This is a genomic window from Chamaesiphon sp. VAR_48_metabat_403, assembly GCF_031422475.1.
Classification (GTDB): Bacteria; Cyanobacteriota; Cyanobacteriia; order Cyanobacteriales; family Chamaesiphonaceae; genus Chamaesiphon.
This window is the reverse complement of the sequence record NZ_JANPLS010000356.1, coordinates 1-14715: the sequence shown is the minus strand read 5'-3', so window position 1 is coordinate 14715 and position 14715 is coordinate 1. Positions and strand designations below refer to the sequence as shown.

The following is a 14715-nucleotide window of genomic DNA, read 5'->3' as shown; positions in this document are numbered from 1 at the left end:
AAGAAGTAAGGAGTAAGGAGTGGAATTTAACTATTCACTATTCACTATCCACTATCCACTATCCACTATTCCCTATCCCCTATTCCCTATCCACCAATTTTAATATTCTGACTTGCGATCGCGAGACATTAAGGCGATAATTGCTTCTGGTGCGGTAATCTGCCCTTGTAATAATCGATCGACTAATACCGTAATTGGTATATAGATTTGATGTTGGTTAGCAATTTGAATTAATACTTTAGTCGTATTTATGCCTTCGGCGGTTCCGGCTAAATTGTCTAACACCTCGGTTAAAGTTCGCCCTTGAGCTAAACCATAACCGACTTGATAATTACGACTCAGACTACTATTACATGTTGTTAGCAAATCGCCCAAACCAGATAACCCATAAAAAGTTTCGGTTTTCCCACCCCAATATTGCCCGATCCGAATAATTTCTGCCAATCCTCGCGTTAATAAGGCTGATTTAGCGTTATTTCCTAATTTTAACCCATCGCAAGTACCCGCCGCGATCGCAATGACATTTTTGACCGTTCCCGCAATTTCGACACCAATCGGATCGTCGTTAGTATACACCCGAAATTTAGGCGAAGAAAATATCTCTTGAATCTTAGTACTAGCATCGGGATGATGGCTAGCAACTACCGTCGCCGCAGGTAATCCCTGCTGAATTTCTAATGATAAATTCGGCCCCGATAGCACGACAATTGGGTTATTTGGAAAGGCTGTTTGCCACAGTTTAGCAGGCGTACAATTAGTTTGAGCGTCTAATCCTTTAGTCGCCGTGACGATAATTTGGTGCGGCTCTATTTCAGCTTGCAATCGCTCGATAACTGCACGCACTCCCGACATTGAAACAGCCGAAATAATTGCCACCCGATCGCGGACTGTTTCTGCTAACATCAGATTACTACTGCGCGACCAAATTGTCGGTTCGCAACCATTAATTTGCGTCAAACTTGCTAACGCACTACCCCAGGCACCAGCACCGATAATTGTAATTCGATCGGACATAGAATAGAACTGAGGTATGAGGTGGAGATTACTAATTACCGCGTGGATATTTCACCATTAATTTTTGAACCTCTTCCGCATGGTAAGAACTGCGCGTCAGTGGACTAGATACCACTTGCAAGAAGCCGATTTCTTCACCATATACCCGCCATGCATCGAACTGTGCGGGGGTGATAAAGGCGGCGACGTTGAGGTGTTTGTTAGAGGGTTGAAGATATTGCCCGATCGTGATGATATCGCAATCTGCCGATCGTAAATCTCGCATGGTTTGGCGAATTTCTGCATCGGTTTCGCCCAAGCCTGCCATAATGCCTGACTTAGTATAAACGCTGGGAGCATAAGCCCGCGATCGAGCTAAAACGTCTAAAGAGCGTTGGTAATCGCCCTGCGGACGGACGCGGCGATAAAGTCTGGGGATAGTTTCGGTGTTGTGATTGAGAACCTCTGGAGCGGCATCTAGAATCGTCTCCAAGGCTTGCCAATTGGCACACAGGTCGGGAATGAGTACTTCGATCGTTGTCTGGGGCGAGAGGGCGCGTACGGACTGGATACACAGCACGAATTGACCCGCACCACCATCGGGGAGATCGTCCCGATTGACAGAGGTAATTACTACGTGCTTCAGATTGAGTCGTTTGACAGCTTCCGCTAACCGCAACGGTTCGGTCGGATCTAACGGTTGGGGTTTTTTCTCAAAGTCGATATCACAGTAGGGACAAGCACGCGTACATGCTGGCCCCATGATTAAAAATGTCGCTGTTTTGGCACTAAAGCACTCGCCGATATTGGGACATGAAGCTTCTTCACAAACCGTGTTGAGCTGCAAATCGCGGAGGATGTCTTTCACATTACCAACGCGTTCCCACTGGGGTGCTTTAACCCGCAACCATTCTGGTTTGACTGTCATAACAATTGAGAATTCACAAAGCTACTATTCTAACAAGTTCTGAGCTATGAATATTTTATAGCCCTTGAGGAGTGTCTTTACCAGCGTATGGCATCGATCGACGGAGATTATCGATCGCGTATTGGATATCTTGAGTCGGATCGACTGCAACCCAGCCAGTGCCATTTGGAGAGCGACTTTCAAAGTGTAAGTGCGGCCCAGTAGAATTACCAGTGCTGCCGACTAGCCCAATGACGCTACCTTGAGTTATCTGTTGTCCCGGTTGGACGGAAATCTCCGATAGATGACCGTAGAGAGTCTGCTGTACGTCATTATGCTGAATCACGATCGCTTTGCCATAACCGCCGTTCCAACCAGCAGATACTACTGTTCCTGTCGCCGTTGCTACTACAGGCGTTCCGGTCGGTGCGCCGATATCAATGCCCGAATGAAAGCGACGAGTCCCAGTGAGGGGGTGCGTCCGCCAACCAAAACGGGAAGTAACGCGTGCGGGATTCATTAAAGGGTAGATTAACTCTACAGTTGATGCAGTTGGGTCGCCATTGTACTGAACGGAAGCGATGCTAGGGACTGTGGGGACATTATTCGGCTGGGTGGCGACGTTGCTTGGACGAGCGGGGATCTGAGTAAAACTCGTAATATTAGAAGTGGGGGTAATCGACCTTGTCGGTAACTTAGTTGTTTTGATTACTCGTGGCAGCCGCGATACTGATGGTACGACAATATTTTGAGTCTTTGGGGGTGGTACAAAAATTTCGACAGAGGCTTCACCCGCACCAACTTGAATGGGTACGCCGCTAAGTTGGTAGTTCTGCTTAGAATTGGCAACGTCGCTAGAAAACACAGCACTCTGGGTGGGACGCGCGCTAACTAGCCGCGCATTTGGTAGTGCAGGTAGCACGATACCATCTTCATCACTCCCAAAATTGTCTGTACCAACTTGGTGAGCTTGCCCGGTGTCAGTATTTGCAGCATTAAAATCGGTAACATTTTTGGCTGCCAATAACTGAGTCTTTAATGTATTTTTGGCTACCAAAAATTGCCCGCCTGAAAATGAATTTTGCGCGGAGGCGGCACCCGTACTTAATAATGCACTCGCAATAGCTAAAAATTTCAGAGATGTCTTTACGTGCATAGATTACTATAAGGATTGGGACGGGGTAAAAGTTAAAATTACCTAAGCGAACTAGAATCAAGATTTCGTTTAGTATACTAGATATTGTCCAAAATACATATTTTTTTAAACTTCTAGCTCAATCCCTCGCCATTAAAAGCTTCGCGATCTCTCAATCTGTCGATCCACACCGATCGCGACTATAATTTTCAATCTCCAGATAATGTGATAAATCACACATTCTAGATACTGGACAATCAATAATTTGCTGAATTCAGAAGCTAAACAACTCGAAAATTTGCCGACAAAATTGTTTTAATTTATCAGTTATTTCTGGCTGAGGTTGAATTTCGCCTTCAAATTGCCAGTCGCAAACAGTCGATAGTCGCCACTGTTTGCCCCGATAATCGAAGCCTGCAACTTCTAACCCAATAAAATTACGAGGTGACTCAAATAACCGATCTTGTGTGATGCCGATCTCCTCTGACGCAAATCGAATCTGCACTAACACACTCCGACTTTGCCACCGCCGACTCCAACCGGGAAAATGAAAGCTAAAATCGATCGAGTCGGGATCGACTAAATCCTGAGTATCGAGATCTTCTGCCCACGGTTTTAAATCTACTTTGGCATCGGGAAACTCACTCCGAAAGAGACTGACGGCAGAAGCAATTTTACTGGCGAGAGTGATATCGGTAGCTTGTTGAGCAGCGTTCACGGTTGAGAATTTCTTAAATTAAGTCGAATCTCGAATAACTTAGTCTATCATTCGCATGACGTTCTTCAAGCTAAATCGCCAGTAGGCGCAATTCATAAATTGCGCCTACTGGCGATGGGATAACGGAAAATCCGATCCGGGATTTAAAACTACTTACATTTCGATCGAGTAGCTGCTAAAGTCGCGATCGACATGTTGCAAGCCAGTTTTCACGCCACTCCGACGGATGCCACCAGTTTTGATATCAAAACCGACAATTTCGCCATCGAGTTCGGGAATAACTCTACAAGCATAGAGCTGTTCGGTTTCGGGTAAAATCACCTCAGGATTCTCGCCCGGAAAATCAAACATCGAAGGGGAAAAATAGCCTTGTAACCCGCCGCTTTGTTGGGTAGTTGGTGCAAAATCATACTTTGCCCAAGTACTATAAACCAGGGCGTACTCTTCATTACTCGCCTTATACAACTGTGGAACTTCCATCTCGGCATAAAATCCCGGTTGACAGATGGGGGGTAAATATTCCCAATCTTCAAAATTATTATTTTTAGCTTTGAGCAGTGCGACAGTGCCTTTTTTGCCGATCGATTTAGTCGGATCTTTGGCCGAGAGCAGCATATAAATTTGCTCTTGATGACGGAATAAAAATGGATCGCGCCAAGCATGAATTGTCAGATCTTCTGGTACGTGCTGCGGCTCGTAAGGGGCTTGCGGTTGAATCCGAATGCTCGGAATCCGGAACCAGCGATCGAAACTCTGAATGTGGTGAGTGAAAGCCACGCCGATATTTTGCGTCATTCCGTCGTGTGTGGCTCGATCTCGTGATGTGTAAAACATCAAAAAGCCACCATCAATTTTGATAATGTCGCCACTCCAAATCGATGTATTGTCCCATCCATGCGGATCTGCGCCCAACACGCGATCGCTAACCCACTCGATCGTCGTAAAATCTTTGGTAGTTGCGTAACCTACCTGCGAACTCATGTGATGTGCATCCGTCGCCACTAACGATCGATCGGCATTAAGATAGAATAAGTGAAAAATTCCGGTATCTGGTGCAAAGTGATACCAAAAGTCCCAAACATGGCGATCGGGATGTTGCAGCGTCGGATAGCTAAATTCTGGAGCGAGAGTACGCATTTTCTACCAATTCAAAATTCAAGATTTGGATAATTAATTCAGGACAAAACTGTCGCAGTCAAAATCTTGGCGAAGGGGGCAAGAATTTTAGACTGCGGGGATGGAGAAGATAGCTATTCCGTCGCGATGCTTGCGCTAATGATTCACTTAGTAATAATGAATGATTTGCGCTAAATAAGTTTCACAAACAGTTGAAATTTATTCGTCGCCGCTGCGATCGCGTTTTTGTCAATCGATAGATTTCGCTCGTCGCCAAAATCTTCGATCTAGAATAACTAGATCCTTTGATGAGTATTTATACTTGAAAACCTTAAAGCTAAAAACCCGGACGATGCGTCCGTTCCCTCTTTACCACTTGCTGGAAATGCTGGCTGTTGCCTACAGTTGTAACTGTTGAAACCCGTGCGGACACCAAGCTAAAGATCGGGTGTACCATAATATGTCTATGTTCCAGTAGGCGGTAAGTTGTGGTTATGATTTAGCATACCCAACTTATCACAGTAAGCGATCGAAAGTTAGAGCGAAAAATAGATTTAGAATAAAATATTTTTGAATTTAGACTAACCTGCTCGATTGCGTCAATCCGTCGATAGATGTCCCCAGGATCGCAGCTAGAGATTCAGCTCCAATCTCTGAAAATCGATCGCCAACAGATCGGTTTATTCCCATCAGAGAAAAATTTAATTCTCGATCCCTCTTTTATCCCCGACTCCCTCAAAAGATTTGCGAACCAAAATTTGCAGTAGACAGAATAACCAGATTTGCCCTATAATATAGTGTTTAGCACTCTTGGAATGCCTACCGATTAGAGTCGGTTGTGTTGATGTACGAGAGTCGCTCCGGTTTTTTGTAAATAGAGAAAGTTAGACACATGGCGAAGAAAGGTACGATCGAGCGGGAGAAAAACCGCGAGCGACTAGTAGCGAAATATGCAGACAAAAGAGCAGCTCTGCTAGAAGAGTTCAATAAAGCTGCTACACCCCAAGCGAGATTTGCAATCCACCGCAAGATCCAACAATTACCTCGCAATAGTGCGCCGACTCGGTTGCACAATCGCTGCTGGGTAACTGGTCGTCCGCGTGGATATTACCGCGATTTTGGTCTATCCCGAAACGTCTTGCGCGAATGGGCACACCAAGGTTTACTCCCCGGTGTAGTTAAATCTAGCTGGTAATCGCTACTGGGTAAGTTATCTTACCTCATTAATTTTTCAAAATAGCAGCCCTAGATCCTCCAGATCTGAGGCTGCTATTTCGATCTCATCTCAAAATTTGCCATCTCCACTTTACCTAATTGACGATCCGCCCTAGCGATCGAGCGTTATTCGGCTGGTATTCGATTACCAACAGTAGGCTATGCCAACGCGTGTTAAAATGCGATCTAGTACCGAGGATCGATCCTCGGTGGGGCGATATCTAAAAGAACGCTATATTTACAGAACGCTGCCATGTTGGATTTTGATGCGCTAGTAATTGGGTCAGGCCCCGCAGGGACGATAATTGCGTCGGCTTTGGCCGAGCGAGGAGTAAAAGTTGGCGGACTGACTGCCAGTCCGCTGCGGCAAGTCTGGCCGAATACCTATGGCATCTGGCGCGACGAACTCGAAGCTCTGGGATTGACGGAATTATTAGGTCATGGTTGGGAAAATTGTGTCTCCTATTTCGGCAAAGGGGCAGTCAATCACGAGCGCGCCTACGGTTTATTTGATAAAGTCAAGCTGCAAAACCATCTGCTGGCGAAATGTGAAGCTGGGGGAGTGGCATGGCACCAAGGCAAGGCTACAAAAATCGAGCACGATCGCGAATGCTCGATCGTCACTACTGCGGCGGGTGATACCTTCCGTGCTCGGTTGACGATTGATGCCAGTGGTCACAATTCGATGTTTATCAAGCGACAGAAGGATCGGGGCGCGGTAGCCTTTCAAACTGCCTACGGGATCGTCGGTCATTTTTCGGCACCTCCCGTCGAAGCCCAACAATTCGTGCATCAGGATTTTCGCAGCGAGCATCTATCAGCCACCGAACGCGCCACCGAGCCGCCGACCTTTTCCTATGGGATGGATTTTGGCAATGATGTCTATTTTGTGGAAGAGACATCCCTGGCGATGGCACCCCCAGTCAGTTTTGAGCTGCTAGAGCGACGCTTGCACCAACGATTGGCCGCACGGGGAATTAAGGTTACAGAAGTCCACGAGATGGAACGCTGCATTTTTCCGATGACCCTACCCCTGCCCGATCTCCATCAGCCTGTGGTGGCCTTTGGCGGTGCGGCGAGCATGGTCCACCCCGCTTCGGGTTATCTGGTCGGGTCACTGCTGCGCCGCGCTCCTGGCTTGGCCGCAGCCATTGCCACCGCCCTCCAGGAGGCCCAAGCGGAGCCAGCCGAAATCGCGAATGCGGCATGGCAGGAGTTATGGAATCCCGATCGGCTACGGAAATACTATCTCTATCGGTTTGGCTTGGAAAAGTTAATGCGCTTCGATGAGGTGCTGTTAAAACAGCATCTCGATACCTTCTTCACTCTGCCCCAAAGTCAATGGTCGGGATTTTTGGCCGACACACTATCGACACCAGAATTGATTGTCGCGATGGTGCGCTTATTTGCGATCGCCCCCAATTCCCTGCGCTGGGGTTTGATGCAATTTCCCGGTTTGGAAAGCAATCTTTTCTGGCAATTTATCAGCCTCCAAGCCGCAAAATCGCCGCTAGCTGTTACTTCCAAATCAGTGATATAAGTTGCTAGTTTGGTATACCATCAATTACTAGTAGTATTGGGCACAAGTAAAGTTACTATTTGGCGGGGAGTGGGTAATCAGAGATGGTAACCGAACTTATGCCGCTCAGTACTAGGTTAGTTCGTTACCCTATTTGGGAGCTTATTTTCTTGCTACTCCCCGCTCCCCGCTCCCCGCTCATTTAATTCCCACAACAACGGTTATCCATCCCCAGACTATCTAAAATTAAGTCGCTCACGGCATTAGCGACGGTGAATTCACCAAAAAAGCTTTCTTGAAAATTAAATGCCTGCATTTCGGTGACGATCGCAATCACTAGAGCACCCAGATCGTTTTCACCTTCCATCCGCTGTCGAGTGTAGATTTGAGCGGCGCGTTGAGCGATCGTCAGATTGATCGACTCTGGAATGAATTCTCGATCGAGCCAAGTCTTGAGAGTAGATTGCAACCACTTACCTTCTTCGATTGCGTCGGTTGCTGGGGGTAATGTTATCGATGGGATCGGTTCTGTCATGTAGCAACTAACAACTATAATCTAGATCTCCAACTCGCGACCGCGCTCTTTATCAATCTTCCATTTAAGTCGGGATCGATCGCAAGTGTAGGTAATTAAAATTAATTAACCAGCAATGTTTGTACTTTTGTAAAGGAAACTCCTGGAATTGTCTAAATTCGCTCGCTAATTTCGGTAGTGTAAATAGCAGCCGACATTCGATCGATCTTACTAGTTATTATTACCTATTGAAGTATTGCTTAATTCCCGCGCGACAATACTAATTTCTGTCATCTGTAGTACAGGCGTAGTAATAGTTGGGCGATTGGCTGTGGCTAGCTGTTCGGCATTTTCCCAACTATTGGCAAAAGCTGGTAAACCAAGCTGACAAGCTTTCCAGTTGCTTCTGACGGATACGTTGAGTTGTTGGCAGGTACCACCATGCATACCCTCTGGACGGTAGAAGCGGCAGTAACGGCAAGCAGAAGTAATACAATTTTGGTCGTTCATCAGCGTTACCCATTCGGAAGAGCACCAAATTCAATTCTCTCCTGTTTACTATTATCACTGTTCCCAATTTAGACAAAAGTGACATCAACCATTGATACCATCTAGCTTGTAGCGATCCCCAACCTCTTTTTTACTTTAGATTGTCTTTAGATTCAGTTTATACATAGATACATTTATTAGAGTATTCAGTACATACACGGAGATTGTTTGTTAACAGTCAATATTAGTACTAATCCAGCTAAAACCATGAGGGATCGTCAGAAACGCGGAATCACAAAATCGGTAAGATCTAAAAGTTGAGGTTGTCGAACAAATTAACTCGGATTAATAAAAAGATCGAATCTACCAAAAGGTAGATAATTGAATTAATTAATTACTTTCAGCACAGATCCAGATCTTTTACCCAAAATTCCTAGCTCGATCGCGCAAAATTGGCAGACATCCCACCTGAGTAATTCACCCTGACGCGCCCGACAATGACAGTGGGAACAAATAACGATCTCACCAGAGTCTATTGGGATAGTTCGATCTTCAGTAGCAATCGGCTGGTTAAGGCTGCTAAAACCGACAGCAACAAACCGCAGATCGTCGATCGATCCGTCTAAATGCGCGTTTAACTGCTGGAGCAGTTGTACTCTCCCAAACGCGAGCTGATGGGCGAGACTGGAACTATGCGTCGCAATTGTCAGCACTCCTCTAGTAAACGTCTTAGGCATGGCTCGCTCGGCAACGCTCGGCGACACGCTCAGTTGCCAAGCGCGGATGATTAAGCCCCAATCTCGGACACCTTCCCATCCCGGCTGCTGCTGAATCCCCAATGTAATTGAGGAAATTGGCGTAAGTGACATAATATTAATAGTATTAGGACTACGTAAATCGCGAGATCTCGGTCAAATATCTAGTTTTTAGTGAATTAGCTGATTTTTGGCATATAGTTAGTGACACAGTAACGGTTAGCGATTTACGCAATTTACGCAATTTGGCTGAGTACTGGTAAAGTTAGTAACTCTTGGCGTTAGCTAGCTCCAGTAATTAACTGGCTCGGTCGAGCGAATTGTGGGTACCTTAACAGTAGAGTCACCACCGCTTCTAATTCAATTTTGACTGACATCTTTAGAAATATCTGCGTTTAATGTGAGTTATGAACCACCACCCATCTGACGATAGTGCGAACGTATCTTCTGGCGATCGATCTGTCGTCGCTGGTAGCTCTGTGCGGGAGCAACCCATCCACAATACGGGCGAGATGCCCGATCCGGTGGATACAGCTCCAGTATACGAATCTCATGCAGCCTACCAGCTCGATCCCACACTCCAAACAGCTCTTAATTGTTTAGATATTAAATTGGAAGACGAACTGAATAGATTTAGATCTCAGCACGATCGAGATATTGGTGTTACCGATGTTGAGTCGATGCCACAACCCAGCCTCCAGCCGGAAGCAGATCGGACGAATGAATTCGATGCTGATGCGGACATTCTCACCGCCGAAATTATGCCGCCTGCAATTGAGCAGCCCCCTGAAATCAAAGCACCAGGTGGATTTATCATTATTGATGGACTGACTACAACTTCTAGCAGTAGTCAAAGCGCGATCGATAACATTAATTATGCACCGATAGCGTTACATCGATCGGCAAACCAGGCAGGCGAAATGGAGTTGAATTTCGCCTCTGGTGGCGAAATTGCACCTTTCCGCCACGATGAATATTCATCATCTTCGCAAGAATTGTTACGGCAGATTCAATTTGGTTATCCGGCTGCGGATGCTGCTAGTAATCAAAAATCGGCACCTGCTAAAACTGGGAAAAAACTATTTACACCGCTGAAAATTGGCTCTCTAGCTGCGGCTTGTGTCATCGCTGGCGGTGGTGCTTATGCTTACTTCAATCCGAGCGTCTTGGCTCCCCTCGTAGGTGCTAAAGTTGCCAGCCCCGTGGCTAGCACGATCGGACAATCGATCCAAAGTCCTAATTTAGCAGCTAATGAGTTTTCCGAACTCAACTTGAGCGCGCTCAATACAGTTAAATTACCAAGTACAACCGCACCTACAACTATAGTAAGTACTGCCCCAACGACAATTATGGGCGCAACATCTACAGCACCAGCAGCAATTCCATTTAATGTGAATGGTAAGGCTCAAATCGTACCGCCCACGGCAATTACCGCTCAACCGAGATTGGCCGATAGCCTGGTGCGATCTCTGCTGCCATCAAATTTCCACACTTTTGTCAAACCCACTGGCTATCGGGCGGTACCGCCGCGCGTGAGCCAATAAATTTAGGGCGATTACCTTAGGTAGGCTACGCCAAAGATCGGGCAAACTTTTATCGGCTAGAGGATTTGTGAATTCCAGGCTAGGTAGTGCCCGATCGTCAGATCCAGAAGCTATGATAATTACTAGGTCAGTATTTTAATTGTCACGCCAAAACTCTAGCATTCAGAGCGAACTAAATACTTAGCTACTAGAGCGGGAAACTATAAAGAGGATAGTAATATGGGATTATTCGATCGGGTGAGCAGACTGCTGCGGGCGAATGTTAACGATATGGTTAGCAAAGCCGAAGATCCAGAAAAAATTCTGGAACAGGCAGTCATGGACATGCAAGAAGACTTGGTACAATTGCGCCAAGCGGTAGCTAGTAGCATCGCCAACCAAAAGCGCACCGAGCAGCAGTATAACAAAGCGATGGGCGATGCCAATAGCTGGCAGAGCAAAGCCCAACTAGCTTTACAAAAAGGAGATGAAGATCTCGCCCGTGAAGCTCTGGTACGGAAGAAGAATTACAGCGAAACTGCCAGCAGCCTCAAAGCTCAATTGGATGGGCAAGCAGGGATGGTAGATACGATGAAAAAAAGTTTGATCCAACTTGAGGGCAAGATTTCTGAGGCGAAAACCAAGAAAGATATGCTCAAGTCTCGCGCTCAGGCTGCTAAAGCGCAAGAACAACTCCAAGGTGCAGTTGGACGTTTGGGCACTAATAGTGCGATGAATGCTTTCGATCGGATGGAAGAAAAAGTCCTCATTCAAGAAGCCAAATCTCAAGCCGCCGCCGAACTAACTGGCGCGGATTTAGAGAGCAAATTTGCAGCTCTATCCGCAGGTAGCGATGTCGATGACGAACTTGCCGCTATGAAACAGCAAATGATCGGGGGATCTCAGCCTACTGCTGCTTTACCCCAAGGAACGGTATCGCCCACAACCACCGCGCCTAAGGATACCGTCAAAGCACCGATGAGTGCCCAAGATGAGGAATTAGAAGCATTACGCAAGCAAATTGACGGTCTCTAAATCGGGAGTCCGTGCGGAAATTGGGGGGATGAGTCCGATCGAATCGCTAATTAATTTTTGACTCAGATTTGAGCCTAGCACTGGATGGTTATCGATCGGATAACCATTCAGTTTGTCGTGTCAAAAATTAAATAATATCCCGGTTGTGATTGTCGATCGGGAACTTGTCAGATCGATCGATTGTCTTAATAATTGCCTATTAACTTTTAAGTAGGTTTTAGGTTTTGGAACGGCGTTCCTTAGTTTTTCCGCCAAGTCTCCCTGTCCCCCCGTCTCCCCGTCCCCCACCCCCCGATCTCCCTACATGATGCAAAAACCACTAACCTTTCTATGTCTGGGCTTAGTTGCGATCGAACTAAGTTACCTTCCTAGCGTTCTGGCTGCGACTCAAACCAAACCTGTCGATAACACGATTGGGTGCGATATTATGGTGGCGGGTGGTGGCTTGAGCGGTACGGCGACAGCGTATGAAGGTTTGCTGGCTGGAAAGTCAGTCTGTATGACCGAAATTACCGACTGGGTAGGCGGACAAATATCGGCGCAAGGCGTATCCGCGCTAGACGAACGCCCCACCCAACGCGCGAAAAACTATTTTCCACGCGGTTATTTAGAATTTCGCCAACAAGTGAAAGACTATTATGGCAAATTAAATTCTGGCTACTGCTGGGTAAGTGAAGCTTGCTTTTTGCCTAAAGATGCTCATAAGCTTCTGTATGGGATGTTAAAAACAGCCGAGCGAAAGGGTAAAGGCAAATTATATTGGTATCCCAACACGGTTGTTAAAGAACTAGTTGTCGGTAAAAAGAACGAAGGACAGCAAATTAATGCCGTCGTTGCCATCCAACACCAATCCCAACCGGGAACGCCACCTATCAATACCGAACCGCTTTCTAAAACGATCGAAGATGCTTATGGCTACCAAGATTCGCCCAAATTTCAAAAGCGCAAAATTATTTTTATTCCCACTTATAAAACACCCAAACAGCAAGCCGCAACACCCGCAAATTGGTATGTAGTCGATGCCACCGAAACCGGAGAACTGGTAGGATTGGCAGATGTACCCTATCGGTTGGGACTCGATCCGCGATCGGCAGACGAACCTTCCTCCGCTAGCACGACAGGCGATCCTTACTGCACGCAAGGGTTTACCTATCCCTTTGCAATGGAGACTACCGCCACCCCGCAATTACAAGTAGAGCCAGTCAATTATCAGCAATACTCACCCTACTATAGCTATGAACTCAAGCGGCTAGCCGATTTTGGCTTAGTCTACAGCTATCGCCGGATTTATAGTTCGGGAACTGGTAAACCTACCAAAATTGGCGGGATTAACTTCACCGCACCCGCCGTTGGCGATATTTCCATGCAAAATTGGACGTGGGGAAATGATTATCGCCCTGGTAGTGCCCAAGATAATTTAATTCTCGATCGATCGCAACTGAAACTATCGGGACAACTTGCCGCAGGTGGCTGGATGGGTGGATTACGAGCCGATACCCTCCGTAAAGGCGAGGAAAACGCTCAAGGATTCTATTATTGGCTGGTGGCGGGTAAAACCGATTCTCGTGCTAATCCCGACCCCGCATCGCCTAACTATTGGGTCAAAACACCCAATCCCAATCAACGATATATCAGCGGATTAGATTCCCCAATGGGGACAGCTCACGGTTTGTCCAAATATCCCTACATCCGAGAAGGTCGCAGGATTATTGGTAGACCTAGCTATGGATACAAAGATGGATTTACGATCGCAGAGGTCGATATGAGCCGCAACAACCTGCTCGATCCGCAGCGAACGGCAAATCTATCGCCAACAGAATTACGGCAGCTCCAAGCGAATTTATCTGGGGTCAAGGCGATCGATGTCCTCACTGGCGATAAACCGACCCCCCGCAAGCGATCGACTCTATACGCCGATACAGTTGGCATCGGGCACTATGCGATCGATTTTCACCCCTGTATGCAAAACAATCCCCCCGAAGCCCCCAACAACAGCGAACGAGCTGGCGCGCGGCAAGGTGAAGGACAGGCTTATCCATTTCAAATTCCGCTGCGGGCGATGATTCCCCAAAAAATTGATAATATGTTAGTGGCGGGAAAAAGCATCGCCACCAGTCACGTCGCTGCTGCTGCCTATCGAATTCACTCATTTGAATGGTCTGCTGGTGCTGCTGCTGGCACCACGGCGGTATATGCTCTAGAGAAGGGCATTACCCCCGCCCAAATGGTCGAACCACTCCCCGATCGGTCGATCGCGATAATTGAATTACGCAAACGTCTAGAAGCTAACAACAATCCGACATCTTTTCCCAATACCTCAATTTTTAATAATAATTGGCAAGATTGGAAATAAATACTATGGTTTTCGCACCTGAAAAGTCCAGTCAAACAATCCAGAAACTTTATCCTAACTTTAAAATTATTGTTTTAGATGATGACTTTAATACCTTCGAGCATGTCTCTACATGTCTGCTTACTTATATTCCTGGTATGAGTGAAGATCGGGCTTGGGAATTGACAAATCAAGTCCATTTTGAAGGACAATCGATCGTCTGGGTTGGCCCCCAAGAACAAGCCGAACTCTATCACCAACAATTACGCCGCGCGGGTTTGACAATGGCACCGTTAGAAGCTGATTGAGTGGGGTTTAGGTTTTAGAGGATGTTTGGAAATACGGAGAGTATAAAATATTCAAGCAAGTCTCCGTAGCATAAGTCGGATCATAGCAATGTGGATGAAAGCCTCTGATGAAGCAGGTAAACGTTCGTAATCAACATTAAGACGGCGACACCAGTG

15 protein-coding genes and 1 pseudogene are annotated in these 14715 nt (G+C 46.6%); 7 read left to right on the top strand and 9 right to left on the bottom strand.

Annotation, left to right across the window (positions count from 1 at the left end; translation table 11 throughout):
- Window positions 1–99: 99 nt before the first annotated feature.
- The 5 genes from RMO79_RS17415 to RMO79_RS17395 form a co-directional block, all read right to left on the bottom strand.
- On the bottom strand, window positions 100–1014 hold the full coding sequence (locus RMO79_RS17415) for an NAD(P)H-dependent glycerol-3-phosphate dehydrogenase (protein WP_310484498.1): 915 nt from the start codon (window positions 1012–1014) through the stop codon (window positions 100–102).
- Between the two features lie 31 nt (window positions 1015–1045).
- Window positions 1046–1921, bottom strand: a complete 876-nt coding sequence (lipA, locus tag RMO79_RS17410) for a lipoyl synthase (protein WP_310484497.1) — start codon at window positions 1919–1921, stop codon at window positions 1046–1048.
- 55 nt (window positions 1922–1976) lie between these two features.
- Window positions 1977–3056 carry a M23 family metallopeptidase gene (locus RMO79_RS17405; RefSeq protein WP_310484496.1) on the bottom strand — a complete coding sequence of 360 codons (1080 nt, stop codon included), beginning with the start codon at window positions 3054–3056 and terminating at the stop codon, window positions 1977–1979.
- Between the two features lie 253 nt (window positions 3057–3309).
- Entirely contained in the window at window positions 3310–3753 is a 444-nt protein-coding gene (locus RMO79_RS17400) for a hypothetical protein (protein WP_310484495.1), read from the bottom strand.
- 153 nt (window positions 3754–3906) lie between these two features.
- A complete protein-coding gene (locus RMO79_RS17395; protein ID WP_310484494.1) occupies window positions 3907–4890 on the bottom strand; it encodes a beta-fructosidase in 984 nt (327 codons plus the stop codon).
- Between the two features lie 593 nt (window positions 4891–5483).
- Between RMO79_RS17395 and RMO79_RS17390 the strand changes: the two genes are divergently transcribed.
- The 3 genes from RMO79_RS17390 to crtL all read left to right on the top strand — a co-directional run bounded on the left by RMO79_RS17390 (window position 5484) and on the right by crtL (window position 7624).
- Window positions 5484–5636 (top strand): hypothetical protein, encoded by a 153-nt coding sequence (locus tag RMO79_RS17390; protein WP_310484493.1) that lies wholly within the window; start codon window positions 5484–5486, stop codon window positions 5634–5636.
- 125 nt (window positions 5637–5761) lie between these two features.
- A complete protein-coding gene (gene rpsN / locus RMO79_RS17385; protein ID WP_310484492.1) occupies window positions 5762–6064 on the top strand; it encodes a 30S ribosomal protein S14 in 303 nt (100 codons plus the stop codon).
- Between the two features lie 273 nt (window positions 6065–6337).
- Window positions 6338–7624, top strand: coding sequence for a lycopene beta cyclase (gene crtL / locus RMO79_RS17380; protein ID WP_310484491.1), 1287 nt, complete (start codon window positions 6338–6340; stop codon window positions 7622–7624).
- A 181-nt stretch (window positions 7625–7805) separates the two neighbouring features.
- Here the strand turns inward: crtL and RMO79_RS17375 are convergent, their stop codons facing one another.
- The 3 genes from RMO79_RS17375 to RMO79_RS17365 all read right to left on the bottom strand — a co-directional run bounded on the left by RMO79_RS17375 (window position 7806) and on the right by RMO79_RS17365 (window position 9475).
- On the bottom strand, window positions 7806–8138 hold the full coding sequence (locus RMO79_RS17375; protein WP_310484490.1) for a hypothetical protein: 333 nt from the start codon (window positions 8136–8138) through the stop codon (window positions 7806–7808).
- Between the two features lie 210 nt (window positions 8139–8348).
- On the bottom strand, window positions 8349–8627 hold the full coding sequence (locus RMO79_RS17370; RefSeq protein WP_310484489.1) for a hypothetical protein: 279 nt from the start codon (window positions 8625–8627) through the stop codon (window positions 8349–8351).
- Between the two features lie 365 nt (window positions 8628–8992).
- Complete coding sequence (locus tag RMO79_RS17365; protein WP_310484487.1) at window positions 8993–9475, bottom strand: DUF721 domain-containing protein; 483 nt, start codon at window positions 9473–9475, stop codon at window positions 8993–8995.
- Window positions 9476–9768: 293 nt separating this feature from the next.
- On the opposite strand from RMO79_RS17365, the gene RMO79_RS17360 reads away from it, so the two are divergent.
- The 4 genes from RMO79_RS17360 (at window position 9769) to clpS (ending at window position 14559) form a co-directional block, all read left to right on the top strand.
- Window positions 9769–10905 carry a hypothetical protein gene (locus RMO79_RS17360; protein ID WP_310484485.1) on the top strand — a complete coding sequence of 379 codons (1137 nt, stop codon included), beginning with the start codon at window positions 9769–9771 and terminating at the stop codon, window positions 10903–10905.
- Between the two features lie 219 nt (window positions 10906–11124).
- Window positions 11125–11919 (top strand): PspA/IM30 family protein, encoded by a 795-nt coding sequence (locus RMO79_RS17355; RefSeq protein WP_310484484.1) that lies wholly within the window; start codon window positions 11125–11127, stop codon window positions 11917–11919.
- A gap of 304 nt (window positions 11920–12223) precedes the next feature.
- A complete protein-coding gene (locus RMO79_RS17350; RefSeq protein ID WP_310484483.1) occupies window positions 12224–14272 on the top strand; it encodes an FAD-dependent oxidoreductase in 2049 nt (682 codons plus the stop codon).
- 5 nt (window positions 14273–14277) lie between these two features.
- On the top strand, window positions 14278–14559 hold the full coding sequence (clpS, locus tag RMO79_RS17345; protein ID WP_310484482.1) for an ATP-dependent Clp protease adapter ClpS: 282 nt from the start codon (window positions 14278–14280) through the stop codon (window positions 14557–14559).
- 51 nt (window positions 14560–14610) lie between these two features.
- Here the strand turns inward: clpS and RMO79_RS17340 are convergent.
- A pseudogene (locus RMO79_RS17340) lies at window positions 14611–14715 on the bottom strand (IS5/IS1182 family transposase); the annotation flags it as partial.